The following is a 21279-nucleotide window of genomic DNA, read 5'->3' as shown; positions in this document are numbered from 1 at the left end:
CGCGCCCGCGGAGCGGCCCGTTCACGAAGTCGGCGATTTTCACCCCCTCGCCGGCCTTGACCACCTCGGCGAAACAACCGCCGCCGCGGCCCACCCCAAGGACCTTCATGCCCTGGGGCGTGAAGTGGTCGGCAGCGCGGACAGTTCGGGCGCGTCCGAGGGGCGGCCCGTTCACGAAGTCGGCGATTTTCACCCCCTCGCCGGCCTTGACCACCTCGGCGAAACAACCGCCGCCGCGGCCCACCTCAAGGACCTTCATGCCCTGGGGCGTGAAGTGGTCGGCCGGCTTCAGGTCCGGCTCGGCCGCCGCCATACCCGACACGAGCAGCGCGATGTACGGGGTGGCGGTGGCCTGCGGGTCTCCCGCGCCGGCCAGGTCGAGGATCCGCACCCAGTGGCTGGGCGGGGCGGCGGCAGCACCGCGGAAGGCCGGCTCAGGCGCGTAGCGGTGTGCACACGCGGCCCGGCGAACAGAGCCTCTCCGCGCCCTGCGCGTGCCCGTACACCGTCCGCTTACGGCCCACCCGGGTCGAGCCGCCGGGCCGCCCGCTCGATGTCGGCGGTGGCGTGCGCCTCGGACCGCCCCGGCACGTAGGTGTGCTTGCCGTCCGTGCCCAGACCCCCGTAGTCGGTGGCCACGACCGCGTACCCGCCCTCAGCCGGCTCTCGAACAAGGTGTGGGCGCGGGCGTCGGGCCCGGTGACCGATGGGGCACAGAAGTCGGCGACACCCACGGCGCCGCCTTCAGCCGCCGGTGTCCGACTGCCCGCTTTCCGACTGCCCGCTCTCCGGCTGCCCGCTCTCCAGCTGCGGTATCCAACTGCCGATGTCCCGGCCTCCCCACGCCCCGGCCGCCCTGCCCCTCCGTCCCGACACAACGGAAAGGGGCCGGGCATCCCGTGCCCGGCCCCTTCATCCACGCTCGGTCAGAGCGCGCCGCGCACTACTTCTTGCGGCGACGGCCGCCCTTCTGCTGCTTGCGGCGCTCCGCGCGCGTCAGGCCGTCGGCCTCGGAACGCGTCGGGCCGTCCTCGGTGACGTAGTCCATCTCGTCCACGCCGCCCTCGGCGTTCGGCGCCTGGAAGTGCAGGCGGTCCGGACGCTGCGGGGCGTCGAGACCCTTGGCGTGGATCTCGGGACGGCCGACACCGGCCGGCACGGCGTCCTCCTTGTCCAGGGACGGCGCCGCGTCCTGCACCGGGACCTCCTCGACCTGCTGCTCGACCTGGACCTCCAGGTTGAACAGATAGCCGACGGACTCCTCCTTGATGCCCTCCATCATGGCGGTGAACATGTCGAAGCCCTCGCGCTGGTACTCGACCAGCGGGTCCTTCTGCGCCATGGCGCGCAGGCCGATGCCCTCCTGGAGGTAGTCCATCTCGTAGAGGTGCTCACGCCACTTGCGGTCCAGGACGGACAGGACGACGCGGCGCTCCAGCTCACGCATGATCTCGGAGCCGAGCTGCTCCTCACGCGCCGCGTACTGCGCGTGGATGTCGTCCTTGACGGACTCCCCGATGAACTCGGCCGTCAGACCCGCACGGTCACCCGCGGCCTCCTCCAGCTCGTCGACGGTGACCTTCACCGGGTAGAGCTGCTTGAAGGCGCCCCACAGCCGCTCCAGGTCCCACTCCTCGGCGAAGCCCTCGGCCGTCTCCGCGCCGATGTACTCGTCGATCGTGTCGTCCATGAAGTGCTGGATCTGCTCGTGCAGGTCCTCGCCCTCCAGGACACGGCGCCGCTCGCCGTAGATGACCTCACGCTGCCGGTTGAGGACCTCGTCGTACTTGAGGACGTTCTTCCGGGTCTCGAAGTTCTGCTGCTCGACCTGCGACTGGGCCGACGCGATGGCGCGCGTGACCATCTTGTTCTCGATCGGCACGTCGTCCGGGACGTTCGCCATCGACATGACGCGCTCGACCATCTGGGCCTTGAACAGGCGCATCAGGTCGTCACCGAGCGACAGGTAGAAGCGGGACTCGCCCGGGTCTCCCTGACGGCCGGAACGGCCACGGAGCTGATTGTCGATACGGCGCGACTCGTGCCGCTCCGTGCCAAGGACGTAGAGCCCGCCGAGGCCCTTGACCTCCTCGAACTCGGCCTTCACCGCCTGCTCGGCCCGCTCCAGAGCGGCGGGCAGCGCGGCCGCCCACTCCTCGACGTGCTCGACCGGGTCGAGGCCGCGCTGGCGCAGCTCCGCCTCGGCGAGGTCGTCCGGGTTGCCGCCGAGCTTGATGTCGGTGCCTCGGCCGGCCATGTTCGTGGCGACGGTGACGGCGCCCTTGCGGCCGGCCTGGGCGACGATCGTCGCCTCGCGGTCGTGCTGCTTCGCGTTCAGCACCTCGTGCTGCACCCCGCGCTTGGACAGCTGCTGCGAGAGGTACTCGGACTTCTCGACGGACGTCGTACCGACGAGGATCGGCTGGCCCTGCTCGTGCTTCTCGGTGATGTCGTCGACGACCGCGTCGAACTTGGCGACCTCGGTGCGGTAGATCAGGTCGGCCTGGTCCTTGCGGACCATCGGCTTGTTCGTCGGGATCGGGACGACGCCCAGCTTGTAGATCTGGTGGAACTCGGCGGCCTCGGTCATGGCCGTACCGGTCATGCCGGAGAGCTTGCCGTAGAGACGGAAGAAGTTCTGCAGGGTGATCGTGGCGAGCGTCTGGTTCTCGTCCTTGATGTCCACCCCTTCCTTCGCCTCGATCGCCTGGTGCATGCCCTCGTTGTAGCGGCGGCCGGCGAGGATACGGCCGGTGTGCTCGTCGACGATCATGACTTCGCCGTCGATGACGACGTAGTCCTTGTCCTTCTTGAACAGTTCCTTCGCCTTGATGGCGTTGTTCAGGTAACCGACGAGCGGCGTGTTCACCGACTCGTAGAGGTTGTCGATGCCCAGCCAGTCCTCGACCTTGGCGACGCCGGGCTCGTGGATGGCGACGGTGCGCTTCTTCTCGTCGACCTCGTAGTCGCCGGTCTCCTCGATGCCCTTCAGCGGGTTACCGGCCTCGCCCTTCTTCAGGCGGGTGACCAGCTTCGCGAAGTCGCCGTACCACTTCGTGGCCTGGTCGGCGGGACCGGAGATGATCAGCGGCGTACGGGCCTCGTCGACGAGGATCGAGTCGACCTCGTCGACCACCGCGAAGTTGTGGCCACGCTGGACGAGCTCGTCCTGGGACCACGCCATGTTGTCGCGGAGGTAGTCGAAGCCGAACTCGTTGTTCGTGCCGTAGGTGATGTCGCAGCTGTACTGCTCGCGGCGCTGCGCCGGCGTCATGTTCGCCAGGATGCAGCCCACGCTGAGGCCGAGGAACTTGTGGACGCGGCCCATCATCTCGGAGTCGCGCTCGGCCAGGTAGTCGTTCACCGTGATCAGGTGGACGCCCTTGCCGGACAGCGCGTTCAGGTACGCGGGGAGCGTGCCGACGAGGGTCTTGCCCTCACCGGTCTTCATCTCGGCCACGTATCCGAGGTGCAGCGCGGCGCCGCCCATCATCTGCACGTCGTAGTGACGCTGGCCGAGGACACGCTTGGAGGCCTCGCGGACCGTCGCGAACGCCTCGGGGAGCAGGTCGTCGAGGCTCTCGCCGGCGGCGTACCTCTCCTTGTACTCGTCGGTGAGGGCCCGCAGCTCGGCGTCGGAGAGGCTGACGAAATCCTCTTCGATGGAGTTGACCTGGTCCGCGATGCGGTGCAGCTTGCGCAGGATCTTGCCTTCGCCTGCACGCATGATCTTCGAGAGGACGGACACGGGGGTTGGTCTCCTTGCCGGTCGGGCCTGGCACGGTCGGGTGTGACGGTATAGAGCAACGGCCATCGTATGCGAGGACCCCGGCGCGTCGGGAGGTCTGCAGTAACCACAGCCATACGGACAACGCACGAGGACCGCTCAAGGTGCCGCACGAAGGCGAGCACTCCGGATACGAAAGGTAACAGCGCGCTCACCCCGCGAATTCTGCTGGCGTCATGGTCGGCCTCCGAGCAGAATCGGCCGATGGAACCCGTCGCACTCACCACCGACCGCCTGCGGCTGCGCACGTTCACCGCCGAGGACACCGACGAGGTGTATCTCGCGGCCCAGGACCCCGACATCCAGCGCTGGACCACGATCCCGTCGCCCTACGCGCGCGTGGACGCCGAGCACTTCGTCGGCCGCATGGTCCCGGACGGCTGGCGGACCGACACGGAGTACACCTTCGCCGTGCGGCTCCAGGAGGACGGCCCCGTGATCGCCGCGGCGAGCCTGCACCACCCGCGCGCAGGCGCCTGGGAGGTCGGCTTCTGGACCGGCAAGGAGCATCGCGGCCGCGGCTACATGACCGAAACCGTCCTCGCCCTGGCCCACTGGGCCTTCACCGACCTGGCCTGTACGCGCCTTGAGTGGCGCGCCGAGGTCGGCAACGTCGGCTCGCGCACCGTCGCCGAGAAGGCCGGCTTCACCGTGGAGGGCGTCCTGCGGGCGGGCCTGCCCAACAAGGGCGTGCTGCGCGACTGCTGGGTCGCCTCGCTCCTCCCCTCGGACCTCGGCCTCCCGGCGGTGCTGCCCTACCTCCCGGCGCCCGCGTGACGGCTCCCGGCGCCGGGACGGGCGCCGGGACGACACAAACCCGGCCCACCTGACGGCTCCCGGCGCCGCCCGACGGGCAGGGTTTCGCCGCCCCGGCCCCACTGTCAGTGCCGCGCCCTATCGTTCGGGGCATGACGACCACGCCGCGCCCCGCCGCCGAACTCACCGCCGACGAAGCCCGCCGCATCGCGCTGCGGGCCCAGGGGTTCCTCGGCGCGCCGGACCGCGGGGCAGGGGTCCGCGGCGTGCTCCGTCACCTCGGAGCGGTCCAGCTCGACACCATCTCGGTGCTGGCCCGCTCCCACGAACTCATCCCGTACGCACGCCTCGGCGCGGTCGGCCGCAGAACGGTCGAGGACGCGTACTGGACCCCCGGCACGACCGGCGCGCCGCACGCCTTCGAGTACTGGTCGCACGCCGCGTGCATCCTGCCCGTCGAGGAATGGCCGCACTTCGCGTTCCGCCGCCGCGCCTACCGCACCCGCCCGCACTGGCACCACGACCTGCCCGACGGCGCGTACGAGCAGGTCATCAAGCAGCTGCACACCGAAGGCCCGCTCACGGCCACGGAGTTGGGCGGCGCGAAGAACAAGGGCGAGTGGTGGGACTGGTCCGCGGCGAAGGTCGCCGTGGAGCGCGCCCTGATGTACGGCGAGGTGGTGTGCACGCAGCGCCGCAGCTGGAAGCGGGTGTACGACCTCGCCGAGCGCGCCGTCCCGGCCGAGCTGCTCCATGACGACCTCGACGACCGGGAGTGCCTGCGCCGCCTGGTCCGCCTGGCCGGACAGGCCCTGGGCGTCGGCACGCGCTCCGACATCGCGGACTACCACCGCCTGAAGAACGAGCAGTTCGACGCGGTGGTCGAGGACGCGGGCCTGGTTCCCGTGACCGTGGAGGGCTGGGGAAAGCCGGCCTGGGCGGACCCGGCGGCGCTGGAGACCGTCCCGCGCGGCCGCCACCGTACGACGCTGCTCTCGCCCTTCGACTCCCTGATCTGGGAGCGGGCCCGCACGGAACGGATCTTCGGCTTCACGCACCGCCTGGAGGCGTACGTCCCCAAGCCGAAGCGGGTGCACGGCTACTTCGCGATGCCGGTCCTCGCGGGCGGGCGCCTGGTGGGCCGCGTCGACCCCGCGCGCGACGGGAGCACGCTGGTCGCCAAGCAGGTCTCCCTGGACGGCCCGAAGGCGGTCCAGGGAGTGGCGCAGGCACTGCGGGAGGCCGCACAGTGGGTGGGCTGCGACACGGTCCGGATCGAACACGTCGACACGCCGGACCTCAAGCCGGCCCTGGTCAGCGCCCTCGACTGACCACCCTCACCCGGCGGCCGTCACCCGGCCGCCACTGTCACGCGGCCACCAATGCCACCCCGCCGCCGGCACCCGGCCGCCGTCACCGGATCTCGAGGATCTTCTCCCGCATCGCGTAGACCACGGCCTCCATCCTGGAGTGCAACTGCAGCTTCTCCAGGATGTTGCGCACATGGTTCTTCACGGTGTTCTCGGAGATGAACAGTTCCTTCGCGATGTCGCGGTTGTTCATGCCCGTGGCGACCAGCTTCAGGACTTCCAGCTCGCGGTCGGTCAGCCGCGGTGCGGGGACGAGGCGCCGCTCGTCCGTGCGCTGGATCATCGACTTGAATTCGGTGAGGAGCTTCGACGCCATCGAGGGGCTGATCTGCGACTGCCCGTCGGCCACGGCGCGAATGGCCGTCGCCACCTCGTCCGTGGAGATCTCCTTGAGCAGATAGCCCGTCGCGCCCGCCTTGATCGCGTCGTAGAGATCGGCTTCCTCGTCACTGATGGTGAGCATGATGATCTTGGCGCTGGGGGCCACCTCCTTGATGGAGGTGCACGCCTCGATCCCGCCGCGCTTGGGCATCCGCACATCCATCAGGATGATGTCGGGCAGCAGGTCGGCCGCCTTGTCCACGGCCTCGGCGCCGTCACCCGCCTCGCCGATGACCTGGATGTCCTCCTCCGCCGCGAGGACGATCTCCAGCCCGCGCCGGAACAGCGCGTGATCATCCACCACGAGGACCCGGATCGGCTCCTTGCGCGGCGCGCTCTCGTCCGGGCCCATGCTCTGGACACCGTCACCGGACGTACCGGCGCCGTCGCCCCGCATCGGTCCGAAGCTGTCCGCCATCGTTCCTCCCCCTGAAGGCCACGGCCCGTCTTCCGGTGCCACGCCAACCCGAGGCAGCGGCACACCGGTTGACCCGGCACGGCCATGATTTCATGCCAGGCGTCGGTGCGGTGTCAGAGCGGTGCGCTCGGGGGTCGCACAATGGTGCCCCTGGGGGCGCACGCGCTCCCAGGGGCACCATTTCCCGCTGTCTCCCGCGGGCTCAGCGGTGTCGTTCCGCCTGCCTCAGCCGCCGAGCGCCCCGCCCGCTTCGGACGACTGCGCCTGGGTGACCATCGGGTCGGTGTTGAGGTGGATCACGCCGTAGTCGTAGGCGTGGCGCCGGTATACGACGCTGGGCTCCTTGGTCTCGGAGTCGACGAAGAGGTAGAAGTCGTGCCCGACCAGCTCCATCTCGTAGAGCGCCTGGTCGAGCGACATGGGCGCAGCGACGTGCGTCTTCTCGCGAACGATGAGGGGGCCTTCGCCCTGGACCTCGAGGGAGCCGATCCTCGTGGTCGGCACTCCGCCGGGCTCCTCGCTGTTGACCACTGAGCCGTCCCCGTTCAGCGTCGCCGTGGGGACGACATCGGGGACTTCCGCGGCCGTGAGCCTGCCGCTTCCGCGGCGTGTGGACCGCTTGCTGTGTTCCTTGCGCAGGCGCGCCTCGAGCTTGTCCGTTGCCAGGTCGAGCGCCGCGTACGGGTCGCTGGCCGCGGCCTCCGCCCTGATGACCGGGCCGCGCGTGCGGAGTGTGATCTCTACGCGGTCGCAGCGGTCGGCCTGTCGGGGGTTGGGCTCCTTGGACACCTCCACGTCGAGGCTGATCACCTTGCCGTCGAACTTCTGGATCTTCTCCAGCTTCAGCTTCTCGGCCACGTGCTTGCGGAACCGCTCGGGCACCTCTGTCTTGCGGCCCTTGACGACGATGTCCACGCAGAACTCCGTTCCCGGATCGCCCCGCTCCATAGGCGGAGCATCTCCCTGTTGCACCAGACTCCAGCCACTTCCGGAGTCTCTGACTCGGCGACTTCCACCTCCTCCTCCCCCATGGACAAGATCTACACCCCATCATCGCGGGTGATTGCCAAAAAAACCTGCGGCACCCACGACACTGGCATTCTCGATTGCCGAGGACGGCGTCAACCATTCCTCACAACCGAACATATCTCGCCCGGACGGATGTCGTCACCCTCTACTGACGCGTACCTCCATTCAGGTGAATTGACCCTCTCACTACCTGCAACGACGCAGGTTTACGCTCAGTTCCGGTTTATTTCGAAAGAACCCGGAGAAGAGGCAACCACGGCCGCACTGATCGAGTTGCGCGGGAGCAATTCCCGTGCAGTTTCCACCCATCCCGGCGTGAACCCGTCACGCTCATCCTCTGCCGTTCCGGCGACAGCCGCACGTATTGCGCGGGCTGCCTCCGCCAATGAGGCGCCCGTGGTCATGACGTCGTCGACCAGCACGATCCGGCCACCCGAGGCGAGGAGCGCACGAGCTCCCACGGGGACCTCCAGAGCACCGGCGAGATTGGCCAGACGCCGCCGCGAGTCGAGCCCTGCCTGATCGGCGACGGCCCGCCTCTGACGCAACGCGGCCAGCACCCTGGCAGGCACCCCCGCCCGACGCAGCTCAGCCGCAGCGGCGTACGCGATCCGCCGCGCGGGATCATGCCCACGCGCCCGAACAGCCTTCCGGGCGGAGGGAACGGGGACCAGGAGGAGGGGGTTGGCGGGTCGGATGCGCACGGCCGGTTGGGCGGGCGCGCTTGCCGGCGGCCGCATGCGTGCCGGGGGCTGCATGCTTGCCGGGGTCTGCATGCTTGCCGGGGTTCGAGTCCTTGCGAGGGCTCGCGCGCCGGGTTGGGTGCGGCCGCCTGCCGGGGCCGGCGCGCCTGCCGGAGTTCGACTACCTGCCGGGCCTCGCGGGTCTGCTTGGGTGCGGTCGCCTGCAGGCGTTCGCGCACTGGATTGGGCGCGGTCACCTCTGAGGGCTCGCGCACCTGTTTGGGTGCGGTCGCCTGCCGAGGTACGCGCGCCTGCTTGGGCACGTTCGCCCGCTTGGGCCCGCACACCTGCTTGGCCACGCACGCCACGTACCTGGGTGGGCGTGTCTCGCTGCGGACGCGTGTGGGCCTGTGCGCGTCCATCGGCCTGTGCAGGCCCGTCTACGGGGCCCCCATCCCCGCCCCCTCCCCAACCCCCCGCTTCGCTCAGTCCCGCCCGCACCGCCCCCGCGAGGGCCGCCCCCAGGGGCTCCGCGAGAGTCAGCGCTCCCCGCTCCTTGTGCGCGAGCAGTACGGCCCGCACCGCGTGCTGGTACGGGGCGGCCGCGTGCACCACCGGCAGCCCGGGCGGCTCAGGGCTCGGGCGCACCCGGCCCGGTGCACCGCCGAACAAGGCGTCCCCGCAGCGCGCGCAGAGCGCCGTACGCGGCCGACCGCAGCCTGCGCACTCGGCCGGCAGCACGAGATCTCCGAGGTCCTGCAACCACCCCCGCATGTCCACCACTGTGCCAAGAGGGGCGCGCTGCGACCACCCCTGTGGATAACCCCCTGTGGATAACTCCCGGACGAACACACTCCGTTGCAATTGGAGGACTCAACTCCGTCCGGTCGGAGGAGCAACTCCGTGCGGCGGAGGGGGAACGGCGGATTTTCATGCCGTCCCGCCGCCCCTCGTCGGCTGCGATTGCGTCCACGTCGTGCTCGCAGCCGCCGACGACGTACGGGCGCGGGCGGACCTCACGGGGTGCGTGCTCGTGGAGAACGGCTCCCTCTAGCCCGGATAGACCGGCGCCGTCCCGTCCTTGAGCACCGTCTGCCACGGCAGACCCGGCGGCAGCCTGACGATCCCGTCGTCCGAGTGGGCGACGAGTGGCAGGCGGTCGTCCTCGGAGGCCGCGATCTCCTTCACGCCCGTCAGGCCGGGCAGCGCCTGCCCCGTCGGCGCCGAGCCGTCGCACTGGACGTAACTCAGCTGCTGCACACCCCCGGACTCGCGTCCGACGACCACGAGCCGGCTTCCGCCGGCCCACGACATGGCCGTGACCTCCTCCATCTGAGGTGCCGCGGCGCGCAGTTCGTCGACCGAGACCGACAGCTTGCCGTCCGGTCCCGTGTCTCGTTCGACGCGCCCGATGCGCAAGGTGGTCTTGCCCTTCTCGGCCACGAGCAGCGCGATCCGGACCCCGTCGGCCGACACCTTCACGGCCTGGATGCGTCCGCCGTCGAGACCGGAGACGTCGGCTTCGTGGATCTCGTCCGCCATGCCCCGGCCGAACATCAGCAGCCGTGGCTTCTTCGGATCGCGGTCGGCCACCCACAGGTCGCCGAGTCCGTCCCAACTGGGCGTCGTCAGCCGGTCCTTCTCGGCCTTGGCGTTGCTGCGTACGACGGGGTCACCGAGCGAGGCGCCCGCCACCAACGACCCGACGAACAGAGCGCTGCCGTTGTTCGACACCGCCGCGGCCTGCGTCTCGTCGCGCGAGACGGCGACCGAGCGCATCCGCTGCTCGCCGTCGCCGAGCGGCCCCGGGACCCTCTTGGGGTCCTTCGCGGTGTGGGAGGCGCCCGACATCTGCACGAGCCGTCCCTTGTCGTCCAGGAAGTACTGATCGTCGGAGGGCCCGGAGGTGCGCGGCTCCACGAGGGCCTCCGCGTCGCTCTCGCTCAGGACGCACAGCTGCGATCCGTTCGACCGCTCGAGCTCGATCTGCGACACGTTCGCCGACGTCACATCCCGCAGGGAGAAAAGGAGTTGGGCGGCCATTTCCTTGCAGCGGGCCCGCCCGACGTGGTCGGCCTTCGCGTTCAGCGGGACCTTCAGATTGTTGTCGTCGTCGGGCGCGAGCGATTTCACGCCCTTGCGCAGTCGTGTGTCGGAGGGGAACGTCGTGGTCACGACCGGGTTCAGCCAGTGGGTGGGTCCCGAGAGAAGGGCCCGCACCGTCTGTGTGAGGGGGTCTATCCACTGACGTACGTACACGGGGTCGGCGACCAGCCTCTTCTGACGGCTGGTCGAACCCGAACCCGATCCCTCACCACTCTGCGCGCCGCCGCCGGGGGACTCCTCGTCCAGTGCGAAGTAGTACTTGTTGACGGACTGGTAGATGCGCTGGAAGTCGGACTGCCCGAGGACGACGCCCTGCGGCAGTCCGTCGATGCGCCACTGCTTGCCCTTGGGCCCGTCCTCCTGCACGAGGTGCAGCGTCTTGCTGTACGAGGTGCCCTCGGGCCGGTAGGCCTGTTGCTGGTCCACGAACGCGACCTGATGGCCGCTCAGTCTGAACGTGCGGCCCTCGTCGCCGGCGCTGGGCCTGGTCGCCTGTCCCGTGCTGGGTCCGTCCGTGAGGACGGTGGTGCGCTCCTCGGGGTGCCAGCTCTTGGCGGCCTTCTCCGTGAGGTACTTGCGCGCCATCGTGTATTGCGGATCGTCGCTGGTCAGCGCCTCGAGGAAGCCCTCGACGATGCTGACGGGCCCGGCGTTCTCGCGGGGCGGCATCGCGAAGACGCGCACCTGTGAGTCGGGCCGCTGCGAGGCCTCCACGGCCTGGAGTCCGCCGTTGTCCGGCATGGACGCGCAGCCGCTGAGCACCACTGCGCCGCAGCCGAGCAGCACACCTGTACGCAGCCCGCGCCGCCGTCCGGCCAACGGTGGCCGCCCCCGGTCACCGCGCACGCCCGCCCCCACTTCCCTCGCCGCTGCCGCCGGCTCCCTCGGCCGGTCCGGCCTGCTCTTCCCTGGGCCCTTGCGGGCCCCTTGTGTCCTGACTGCGTGTCGCCGGTGCGGTGGTGTCGCCTCGGGCGACGACCCGCGAGCCGTTCCCGGGCAGCGCCGCGGGATCGACCGCGTACCGGGGTGCGGCCGGTTCCTTCGCCGGTACGGGCGACGGCACACGGGACGCGCCGGCTGTCTGCGCCGGAACTGTCGCGAGCTTCCCGGCGCTCCCGCCGAGCGGAAGCCCTGCCTCGCTCAGGCCGCGGTTGCGCCGTGAGTCCTCCGGCTCCAGCGGTATCGGGGACCCGCGCAGGGGTTCGTCCGCCGTCCGCGGCAGCGTCAGCCGGAACTGTGAGCCGCCACCGGGCTCGCCCCACGCCTGGAGCCAGCCGCCGTGCAGCCGGGCGTCCTCGAGGGCGATGGACAGGCCGAGGCCCGTGCCGCCGGTGGTACGCGCGCGTGCCGGGTCGGCGCGCCAGAAACGGCTGAAGACGCGGGTGGCTTCGCCGGGCTTGAGGCCCACGCCGTAGTCGCGTACGGCGACGGCTACCGCGCCGCCGGCCGCGGCGAGCCGCACCACCACGTCCTTGCCTTCGCCGTGTTCCACGGCGTTGACGACGAGATTGCGCAGGACGCGCTCCACGCGCCGGGCGTCGGCCTCGGCGACCACGGGCTGCTGGTCCCCGACGATCCGCACGTGCGTGCCCTTGTGCTCGGCGAGCGGCTCGGCGCCGCCCACCACACGCCGGACGACTTCCCGCAGGTCTATCGGCTCTGCCTCCAGGGCGGCCGCGCCCGCGTCGAAGCGGCTGATCTCGAGGAGGTCCGAGAGGAGTGACTCGAAGCGGTCCAGCTGGTCGGCGAGCAGTTCCGCCGACCGCGCGGTGACCGGGTCGAAGTCCACGCGCGCGTCATGGATCACGTCGGCGGCCATGCGCACCGTCGTCAGCGGCGTCCGCAGCTCGTGCGACACGTCGGACACGAAGCGTCGCTGCATCCGCGAGAGATCCTCGAGCTGCTGGATCTTCGTGTGCAGGTTCTGCGCCATCTTGTTGAAGGCTTCACCGAGCCGGGCGATGTCGTCCTCGCCGGTGACCTTCATACGTTCCTGGAGGCGTCCCGCGGACAGCCTCTCGGCGACGCCGGCCGCCATCCGTACGGGTGTGACGACCTGCCGTACGACCAGCCAGGCGATGGCGCCGAGCAGCACCACGACGAACAGTCCGGCGGTGGCGAGCGTCCCCTTGACCAGGCCGAGCGACTTCTCCTCCTGGGTGAGCGGGAAGAGGTAGTACAGCTGGTAGGCGTGGCCCTTCGGGTCGGTCATCTGTTTGCCGATGACGAGGCCGGGCTGGGAGTCCTTGCCGTCCTCGTAGACGATGCGCGTGTATTCCTGGGACGCGCCCGTCATCTTCTCGACCCGTTCACGCAGGTCGTCGGGGACGCTGGGGTCGAGGACGCCGCCGGAGGCCCGCGGTCCGCGCACGCTGTCGCCGCTGTCGGCCCCGGGCGGGCTGAGCGTCACCACGTCGAAGGCGCTCTGGCCGCCGGAGGAGAGCTGGGTGACCAGCTCACTCATCCAGTTGTTGGTGTTCAGGGGGGCGCGGCTGTCCGTCGTCGCCCCGTCGCGTGCCCCGGCCGCGGCTGTGTCGGCCTTGTCCTTGGCGGCCCGGAAGCCGCCCTCCGCCTGGCTCTGCGACGCCTTCACCTTGGCGTCGAGCAGGCCGTTGCGCACGGAGCCGATGACGACGATGCCGAGCAGCAGGACGACGCCGAGCGACATCAGGAGCGTCGTGACGACGATCTTGAGCTGGATGTTGCGCCGCCACAGGCGCATGGCGGGCAGCAGCGGCCGCCGCACCCAGCGCGTGAACAGGCGCAGCACGGGGCTGCCCTTCATTCCGCCCTGGAGCAGCAGACCGCCGTCGAGGACCCGGCGCAGCACTGAGCCACGCCCGGCCTTCGGTCCCACAGGCCGCCCCGAGCGGATTCCCGGCCCCCCGGGTGCCGGAGCGGCACTGTCTCGGGACATGTCAGCTCGGTCCGGCCTTGTAACCGACGCCACGGACGGTCACCACGATCTCCGGACGTTCGGGGTCCTTCTCGACCTTCGAGCGCAGCCGCTGCACATGCACGTTCACCAGGCGGGTGTCGGCCGCGTGCCGATAGCCCCACACCTGCTCGAGGAGGACCTCACGCGTGAACACCTGCCACGGCTTGCGGGCGAGCGCCACCAGGAGGTCGAACTCCAGCGGCGTCAGCGCGATCGACTGCCCTTCCCGCTTCACGGAGTGCCCGGCCACGTCGATGACCAGGTCACCGATGGCGAGCTGCTCGGGCGCGGGCTCCTCGGACCTCCGCAGCCGCGCCCGGATACGGGCCACGAGCTCCTTCGGCTTGAACGGCTTCACGATGTAGTCGTCGGCGCCCGACTCGAGGCCCACCACGACGTCCACCGTGTCGCTCTTCGCGGTCAGCATCACGATCGGCACCCCGGACTCCGCCCTGATCAGGCGGCACACCTCGATGCCGTCCCGGCCGGGAAGCATCAGGTCCAGAAGAACCAGATCCGGCTTGGACTCCCGGAAAGCGGCCAGCGCCTTGTCGCCGTCAGCTACGAACGACGGCTCAAAACCTTCACCACGCAGCACAATGCCGAGCATCTCGGCCAGTGCGGTGTCGTCGTCGACGACAAGGACTCGTCCCTTCATAGGCCACATCATCCCATTAGCTAATCGTTACCTGGCGTGACCTGGCACACAGCTCGCCCAGTCCTTCAGCTGTCACAGGGGAAACCACTCCCCACTCTGTGACGATCGCCGTCACCAACTCGGGCGGCGTCACATCGAATGCGGGGTTGTACGCCTGCGTTCCCAGCGGAGCCACCGGAATCACGCCTGCCGCCTCAACCCCGGCCATCGACACCTGGGGTGCCGTGACCTCCGTCACTTCATGTCCGGCCCGCTGCTCCACCTCGACGGACGCTCCGTCGGGGGTGTCCGGGTCCACGGTCGTACTGGGCGCCACCACGATGAACGGCACGTGGTGGTACTTGGCAAGAACCGCGAGCGGATAGGTCCCCACCTTGTTCGCGACGGAACCGTCCGCCGCGATCCGGTCGGCCCCGACCAGCACCGCGTCCACCTCTCCGGCCGCGAACAGCGACCCCGCCGCATTATCCGTGAGCAGCGTGTACGCCATCCCCGTCCGCGCCGCCTCGTACGCGGTGAGCCGCGCGCCCTGGAACAGCGGCCGCGTCTCGCCCACCCACAGCCGGGTCAGACGTCCCACCCGGTGCGCGGCGAGCGCCACCGCGAACGCGGTGCCCTCGCCCCCGGAGACCAGCGCCCCCGAGTTGCAGTGCGTGAGAATCCGGTGCTGTCCGCCCGGCATCATCTCGTCGAGCAGCGCGAGGCCGTGCCCTGCCATGGCGGCGCTGGCGTCGGCGTCCTCCCGGTGGAGCGCCCTCGCGGCGGCGAGTGCGTCCCGGGCGGCCCGCTCCCGGTCCCCCTCGGCCCCGAGCCCGGCCCGGTACGCCGCGTGGGCCCGGCGCACGCCTCTGGCGAGATTCACCGCGGTGGGCCGCGCGCCGGCCAGCGCTTCGGCCGCCTCGTCCACGTCGAAGCCCCGCGCCGCGGCCAGAGCGACCCCGTACGCCCCCGCGATGCCGAGGAGCGGCGCCCCTCGTACAGCGAGTGTTCTGATCGCCTGGACGAGCCCCTGTGCATCGGTGCAGACGAGCTCGACCTCCTCCACGGGCAGTCTGGTCTGGTCGAGCAGGACGAGCGCGGGCCCCTCGGCCGGCTCGTCCCATCGGAGTACGGGAATGTCGGTGGGCCGCTTGTCGTCGCCGGTTTGCGCGTACTGATCAGCCATCCGCCCAGTCTGCCCCGTACCCGGCGGACAATTGAAGGTGTGCAGCCCATACGGCACCCGGTCAACTCCGAGCCACACCGTGGCACGATGGGCGCCAAGCTGCCGCCGCGACCGCGGACGGGCACCGTGAAGGAGCGACGATGAACGACACTCCGGGCTGGGCCTCGCCCGGATCTACCCCCTCCGACGGCCAGGACGACCAGCCTGCGCAGGACGGCCAGGACGGCCGCACCGGTGACGGCAAGGACGCGGCTTCCGACCCGAAGTGGTCCAAGGAGCAGCCGCCGCCCGCGCAGTGGTCCGCCCCGGCCGGCACCGGTCGGACCCCGCCCCCTGCGTCGCCTCCGGCGCGGGGCTGGGGCGGCGGATCCCCCGGTGGCCCCGCGGGTCCGGGCGGAGGTGGTGGTGGCTATGGCGGCGGTGGTGGCTATGGCGGCCCCGGCGGTGGCTACGGAGCCGGATGGGGCTCCTGGCAGGGCAGGCCCTCGGCCGCCAAGCCCGGTGTCATCCCGCTGCGCCCGCTCGGCGTCGGCGAGATCCTCGACGGCGCCGTGTCGACGATGCGTGCGCACTGGCGCACCGTCCTCGGGATCTCGCTCTCCGTGGCCGTCCTCATCGAGATCGTCGTCGTCCTCCTCCAGGGCCTCGTCCTGAACAACTCGACGAACACGGACGCCCTCGACGACCCGAGCGCGACCGCGAGCGAACTGACGCGCGCCGTGGGCGACACCCTGCTGAGCTCGGGCGTCGTCCAGATCGTCTACCTGCTCGGCACCATCGTCGCCACGGCCCTGCTCACGACCGTGACCAGCCGGGCCGTCCTCGGCAAGTCCGTGACGACCGGGGAGGCCTGGAAGGACGCCAAGCCCCAGCTCCTCAAACTGGCCGGCCTGACGCTTCTCCTGCCGCTCATCGCCGCCGCCGTGCTGCTCGTGTGCATGCTGCCCGGCATCCTCGTCGCCGCCATCGGCTCCTCGGACTCCGGCGCCCCGCTCATCGCCCTCGGCGCCCTCGGCGGCGCCGTCCTGGCGATCTGGCTGATGATCCGCTTCTCGCTCGCCTCGCCCGCCCTGATGCTGGAGAAGCAGAGCATCCTGAAGTCGATGAGCCGCTCCGCCAAGCTGGTCCGCGGCTCCTGGTGGCGGGTCTTCGGCATCCAGCTGCTGGCCGGGATCATCGCCGGACTCGTCTCGTCGATCATCGTCATCCCGTTCACCTTCCTCGCCGCCGCGCTCGGGGGCGAAGGCGTCAGCGGACTCCTCGACGGCGGCAGCGGCGACCTCGGCTGGACGTTCCTCATCGTCACCGGCATCGGCTCCGTGATCGGCTCCATGCTCACGTTCCCGATCACGGCGGGCGTCACCGTGCTCCTCTACATCGACCAGCGCATCCGCCGCGAGGCCCTCGACCTCGAACTCGGCCGCGCGGCAGGCCTCCAGGGCTACGGCGACACCACGAGCCCCACCCCGGGGAGCTGATGCGGTGAGCCCGGCGGGGGGAGTGCTCTGGGCTGCCACGCTGCGCTCGCGCACGGGCGGCGACGAACCACCGGTGACGATCGGCCGCGACCCCGCGCGGGAAGCGGCCCGACGCGAGCTGTCCCGGCCCGCGTACCACCAGGACGACACAAGCCTCCTCCAGCGGGGCCTCAACCGCTTCTGGGAGTGGCTCGACAAGCTGTTCTCCGCCGCCTCCGGGGCGACCCCCGGAGGCGGATTCGGGCTGCTCGTCATCGTGCTTGCGGTCGTGGCCCTCGCCGTCGCCCTGTGGTGGCGCCTGGGCACCCCGCACCGCTCCGCCCACTCCACCGCCGCGCTCTTCGACGACCGTCCCCGCACTGCCGCCGAACACCGCGCGGCCGCCGAGGCGCACGCCGCCCAGGGCCACTGGACCCAGGCGGTGCAGGAACGGATGCGCGCCATCGTCCGCTCCCTGGAGGAACGCGCACTCCTCGACCCTCGCCCCGGCCGCACCGCCGACGAGGCCGCCACCGAAGCCGGCCGCGCCCTGCCCGCGCACACGGACCGACTGCGCACCGCGGCCCGCGACTTCGACGACGTCACATACGGCGGCCGCACCGCCACCCCGCAGACGTACGAACGCCTCACCACGCTCGACTCCGCACTGGACCGCACCACCCCCACGCTCACCGGCAACACCCCCCGAGGAGCCGCCGAGTGACCAGCCGGCAGCCGACGGCTCCCACCGCCGCCCCCCGGAGCGCACAGGACTCCACGCCACCGGCGCACCCGGGCGAGCAGCCACCGGCCACCTCCACGGCCCGCACCCCACGCCAGATCTGGACCCGCACGCGCGGGCTGCTCGTCGCCGCCGCGATCCTGCTGGTCGCCGCCGTCGCCATCGCACTCGTCCGCTCCGAAGCCGCCCACGGCCGGCTCGACCCTCGCTCCGCCGACCCGGGCGGCAGCCTCGCCGTCGCCCACCTCCTGGCCGACCGGGGCGTCTCCACGCGCGTGGTCACCACCACCGCCGAGGCCCGCGCCGCGGCAGGCCCCGACACCACCGTCCTGGTCGCGTCCCCGGACCTGCTCACCGACCGCCAGCAGGCCCAACTGCACGCCGCCACCACCGACTCCGGCGGCCGCACCGTCCTGATCGCCCCAGGCGCCCCCTCGCTCGGCACCCTCGCCCCCGACGTCACCGTGGACGCCACACCCAGCCTCGACGCACTCGCGCGCCCCGGCTGCGCCCTGCCCGCCGCCCGCCGCGCCGGCGACGCCGAGACCGGTGGCCACCGCTACGCCACGTACCCCGCGGACGCCGACACCTGCTACCGCAGCGAAAGCCTCCCCACCCTGCTGCGCCTGCCGGAGGCAAAGGACGGCGACACCGTCCTGATCGGCGCCCCCGACATCCTCCTCAACGACCGCCTCGACGAGCACGGCAATGCCTCGCTCGCCCTGCAACTCCTCGGTTCCCGCCCCCACTTGGTCTGGTACCTCCCCTCACTCTCCGACGACGCCCGGGCCACCGACTCCGAGCGCCGCAGCTTCTTCGACCTGCTCCCCTCGGGATGGCTCTGGGGCACCCTGCAACTCTTCATCGCGGCCGTCCTCGCCGCGTTCTGGCGCGGCCGCCGCCTCGGCCGACTGGTCCCCGAACGCCTCCCCGTGGCGATCCGTGCCTCCGAAGCCGTCGAAGGACGCGCCCGCCTCTACCGCAAGGCCAACGCCCGCGACCGCGCCGCCTCCGCTCTGCGCACCGCCACCCGCACCCGCCTCGCCCCCCTCATCGGCGTCCCCCCGTCCCAGGCCCACACGCCCGAAACGCTGCTCCCCGCCCTGACCGCCGCACTCCACACCCCCGGCCAGGACCCACGCCCCCTCCTCTTCGGCCCGCCGCCCACCGACGACGCGGCCCTGACCGCCCTCGCAGACCAACTCGACGCCCTCGAAAGAGAGGTACGCCACTCATGATGGCCCCGACCACTGACAATGCCGGGCCCACCGGAGATCCCCGCAGCTCACGGGCGTCTCTGGAGGCCCTGCGCGCGGAGATCGCCAAGGCCGTCGTCGGTCAGGACCCCGCGGTCACGGGCCTCGTCGTGGCGCTCCTCTGCCGCGGGCACGTCCTCCTCGAGGGAGTCCCCGGAGTGGCCAAGACCCTCCTCGTACGCGCCCTCGCAGCGTCCCTCGAACTCGACACCAAGCGCGTCCAGTTCACCCCGGACCTGATGCCGAGCGACGTCACGGGCTCCCTCGTCTACGACGCCCGCACCGCCGAGTTCTCTTTCCAGCCCGGCCCGGTCTTCACCAACCTGCTCCTCGCGGACGAGATCAACCGCACCCCGCCCAAGACCCAGTCCTCCCTCCTCGAAGCCATGGAGGAACGCCAGGTCACGGTGGACGGCACCCCCCGCCCTCTCCCCGACCCCTTCCTGGTCGCGGCGACGCAGAACCCCGTCGAGTACGAGGGCACGTACCCCCTCCCCGAGGCCCAGCTGGACCGTTTCCTCCTCAAGCTCACCGTCCCCCTCCCCTCGCGTCAGGACGAGATCGATGTCCTGACCCGACACGCCCAGGGCTTCAACCCGCGCGACCTGCGCTCCGCGGGCGTACGCCCTGTGGCCACCGCGGCCGACCTGGAGACCGCCCGGGCAGCCGTGGCGAAGACCGCGATCTCCCCCGAGATCACGGCCTACGTCGTCGACATCTGCCGCGCCACGCGCGAATCCCCGTCCCTCACCCTGGGCGTCTCCCCCCGCGGCGCGACGGCGCTCCTGTCCACGGCCCGCGCCTGGGCCTGGCTGACGGGCCGCGACTACGTCATCCCCGACGACGTGAAAGCCCTCGCCCTCCCCACGCTCCGCCACCGGATCCAGCTCCGCCCCGAGGCCGAGATGGAGGGCGTCACGCCCGACTCGGTCATCAACGCGATCCTGGCCCACGTCCCCGTTCCCCGCTGACGCAAGGCTCTGGACCCATGGCCCTCACCGGACGCACCGCCCTGCTCGCCGCCCTGGGCTCCCTCCCCGTAGGCATCTGGGAGCCCAGCTGGACCGGCATCCTGGCCGTGAACACCCCCCTGGCCCTGGCCTGCGCCTGCGACTTCGCCCTGGCCGCCCCGGTACGCCGACTGCGCCTGACCCGTTCGGGCGACACCGCGGTACGCCTGGGCGACCCGGCCGCCGTGACCCTCACCGTCACCAACTCCTCGCGCCGCCCCCTGCGCGCCCAGCTCCGCGACGCCTGGCCGCCCAGCAGCTGGGTCCCCGGCACCGAGGTCGAGGCATCCCGCCACCGCGTGACGATCCCCCCGGGCGAACGACGCCGCATCACCACCCGTCTGCTCCCCACCCGCAGGGGTGACCGCAAGGCCGACCGGGTGACGATCCGCTCGTACGGCCCGCTGGGCCTCTTCACCCGCCAAGGCAGCCACGACGTCCCCTGGACGGTCCGCGTCCTCCCCCCGTTCCACAGCCGCAAGCACCTGCCCTCGAAGCTGGCGCGCCTGCGCGAGCTCGACGGCCGCACCAGCGTCCTGACCCGCGGCGAAGGCACCGAATTCGACAGCTTGCGCGAGTACGTTCCCGGGGACGACACCCGTTCCATCGACTGGCGTGCCACCGCCCGTCAGTCGACACTCGCGGTCCGCACCTGGCGCCCGGAACGCGACCGGCACATCCTCATCGTCCTCGACACGGGACGCACCTCCGCCGGCCGCGTCGGCGACGCACCCCGCCTCGACGCGTCGATGGACGCCGCGCTCCTCCTCGGCGCACTGGCCTCCAGGGCCGGCGACCGGGTCGACCTGCTCGCCTACGACCGCCGCATCCGAGCCCTGGTCCAGGGCCGCGCGGCCGGCGAGCTCCTTCCGGCCCTGGTCAACGCCATGGCCCCACTGGAGCCGGAACTCGTCGAAACGGACGCCCGCGGCCTGACTGCAGCGGCCCTGCACACAGCTCCCCGCCGTTCACTCGTCGTCCTCCTCACGAGCCTCGACGCGGCTCCCGTTGAGGAGGGCCTCCTCCCGGTCCTCTCCCGCCTCACCAAACGCCACACGGTATTGGTGGCTTCGGTGGCGGACCCGATCATCGCGGAAATGGCCGGCTCCCGAGGAAACACAGAAGCGGTCTACGACGCTGCCGCCGCAGCCCAGGCCCAAGCGGAACGCCTCCGCACGGCGGAACTACTCACCCGTCGCGGCGTCACAGTCGTCGACGCCACCCCGAACGACCTCGCACCGGCACTGGCTGACGCCTACCTCGCTCTGAAGGCAGCCGGCCGACTCTGAATATGAGGAAAAAGGCCGGGCTCTGAAAGGGGTCCGGCCGGAGAACGGAACCCCGAACGGGACGGGCCGGCCCGGTACCGGCCCCCTAAACGCAGAAAACCCCCGTGACAGGATTCTCATCCCGTCACGGGGGTTTTCTTCAAAAATAGTTCGGCGGCGTCCTACTCTCCCACAGGGTCCCCCCTGCAGTACCATCGGCGCTGTGAGGCTTAGCTTCCGGGTTCGGAATGTAAC

At 71.0% G+C, this 21279-nt stretch carries 16 protein-coding genes, 1 rRNA gene and 1 pseudogene; 7 read left to right on the top strand and 11 right to left on the bottom strand.

The features are described 5' to 3' along the window. The 3 genes from ACFC96_RS26495 to secA all read right to left on the bottom strand — a co-directional run. Positions 1–391: hypothetical protein (locus ACFC96_RS26495; RefSeq protein ID WP_376614446.1), on the bottom strand; the 391-nt coding region annotated here is incomplete at its 3' end. Positions 392–513: 122 nt separating this feature from the next. Next, entirely contained in the window at positions 514–639 is a 126-nt protein-coding gene (locus ACFC96_RS26490; RefSeq protein ID WP_376614445.1) for a hypothetical protein, read from the bottom strand. 304 nt (positions 640–943) lie between these two features. Next, positions 944–3748, bottom strand: coding sequence for a preprotein translocase subunit SecA (secA, locus tag ACFC96_RS26485; RefSeq protein WP_376614443.1), 2805 nt, complete (start codon positions 3746–3748; stop codon positions 944–946). A gap of 243 nt (positions 3749–3991) precedes the next feature. Between secA and ACFC96_RS26480 the strand changes: the two genes are divergently transcribed. Together ACFC96_RS26480 and ACFC96_RS26475 are read left to right on the top strand one after the other, a co-directional pair. Continuing rightward, positions 3992–4564 (top strand): GNAT family N-acetyltransferase, encoded by a 573-nt coding sequence (locus tag ACFC96_RS26480; RefSeq protein ID WP_376256806.1) that lies wholly within the window; start codon positions 3992–3994, stop codon positions 4562–4564. Positions 4565–4695: 131 nt separating this feature from the next. Continuing rightward, the gene (locus ACFC96_RS26475) at positions 4696–5874 is read left to right on the top strand and encodes a winged helix-turn-helix domain-containing protein (protein ID WP_376614441.1); all 1179 of its coding nucleotides are present in this window, start codon (positions 4696–4698) and stop codon (positions 5872–5874) included. Between the two features lie 82 nt (positions 5875–5956). Here ACFC96_RS26475 and ACFC96_RS26470 read toward each other — a convergent pair whose 3' ends face one another. From ACFC96_RS26470 to mtnA, 7 genes and pseudogenes are all read right to left on the bottom strand, one after another. Continuing rightward, positions 5957–6712, bottom strand: a complete 756-nt coding sequence (locus ACFC96_RS26470) for a response regulator (protein ID WP_376256810.1) — start codon at positions 6710–6712, stop codon at positions 5957–5959. A gap of 225 nt (positions 6713–6937) precedes the next feature. Next, entirely contained in the window at positions 6938–7627 is a 690-nt protein-coding gene (gene hpf / locus ACFC96_RS26465) for a ribosome hibernation-promoting factor, HPF/YfiA family (protein ID WP_376256811.1), read from the bottom strand. A 326-nt stretch (positions 7628–7953) separates the two neighbouring features. Beyond that, positions 7954–8424, bottom strand: a pseudogene (locus tag ACFC96_RS26460) (ComF family protein); the annotation flags it as partial. 1050 nt (positions 8425–9474) lie between these two features. Then, the gene (locus ACFC96_RS26455; RefSeq protein ID WP_376614620.1) at positions 9475–11271 is read right to left on the bottom strand and encodes an LpqB family beta-propeller domain-containing protein; all 1797 of its coding nucleotides are present in this window, start codon (positions 11269–11271) and stop codon (positions 9475–9477) included. Positions 11272–11365: 94 nt separating this feature from the next. Continuing rightward, positions 11366–13447: an MtrAB system histidine kinase MtrB gene (gene mtrB, locus ACFC96_RS26450; protein WP_376256813.1), complete on the bottom strand. Its 2082-nt coding sequence runs from the start codon at positions 13445–13447 to the stop codon at positions 11366–11368. Position 13448: 1 nt separating this feature from the next. Beyond that, on the bottom strand, positions 13449–14138 hold the full coding sequence (gene mtrA / locus ACFC96_RS26445; RefSeq protein WP_189491636.1) for a two-component system response regulator MtrA: 690 nt from the start codon (positions 14136–14138) through the stop codon (positions 13449–13451). Between the two features lie 4 nt (positions 14139–14142). Next, positions 14143–15291, bottom strand: coding sequence for an S-methyl-5-thioribose-1-phosphate isomerase (mtnA, locus tag ACFC96_RS26440; RefSeq protein WP_376614439.1), 1149 nt, complete (start codon positions 15289–15291; stop codon positions 14143–14145). A gap of 140 nt (positions 15292–15431) precedes the next feature. On the opposite strand from mtnA, the gene ACFC96_RS26435 reads away from it, so the two are divergent. From ACFC96_RS26435 to ACFC96_RS26415, 5 genes are read left to right on the top strand one after another with little or no spacing between them, the layout of a single operon-like run. Next, on the top strand, positions 15432–16769 hold the full coding sequence (locus ACFC96_RS26435) for a glycerophosphoryl diester phosphodiesterase membrane domain-containing protein (RefSeq protein WP_376256817.1): 1338 nt from the start codon (positions 15432–15434) through the stop codon (positions 16767–16769). A gap of 4 nt (positions 16770–16773) precedes the next feature. Continuing rightward, positions 16774–17472, top strand: coding sequence for a DUF4129 domain-containing protein (locus ACFC96_RS26430; protein WP_376256819.1), 699 nt, complete (start codon positions 16774–16776; stop codon positions 17470–17472). Beyond that, the gene (locus tag ACFC96_RS26425; protein ID WP_376614437.1) at positions 17469–18728 is read left to right on the top strand and encodes a DUF4350 domain-containing protein; all 1260 of its coding nucleotides are present in this window, start codon (positions 17469–17471) and stop codon (positions 18726–18728) included. Before ACFC96_RS26430 ends, ACFC96_RS26425 begins: the two co-directional genes overlap by 4 nt. Beyond that, complete coding sequence (locus ACFC96_RS26420) at positions 18725–19717, top strand: MoxR family ATPase (protein WP_266563522.1); 993 nt, start codon at positions 18725–18727, stop codon at positions 19715–19717. The genes ACFC96_RS26425 and ACFC96_RS26420 overlap by 4 nt, the downstream gene beginning before the upstream one ends. Before the next feature lie 17 nt (positions 19718–19734). Then, entirely contained in the window at positions 19735–21045 is a 1311-nt protein-coding gene (locus tag ACFC96_RS26415) for a DUF58 domain-containing protein (protein WP_376614435.1), read from the top strand. Positions 21046–21193: 148 nt separating this feature from the next. On the opposite strand, the gene rrf is transcribed toward ACFC96_RS26415, so the two are convergent. Beyond that, a 5S ribosomal RNA gene (rrf, locus tag ACFC96_RS26410) occupies positions 21194–21279 on the bottom strand; the annotation flags it as partial.

The sequence above is a fragment of the Streptomyces sp. NPDC055955 genome (assembly GCF_042270245.1).
GTDB lineage: Bacteria > Actinomycetota > Actinomycetes > Streptomycetales > Streptomycetaceae > Streptomyces.
The sequence above is the reverse complement of the archived record's forward strand: the minus strand, read 5'-3'. Positions and strand labels throughout refer to the sequence as shown.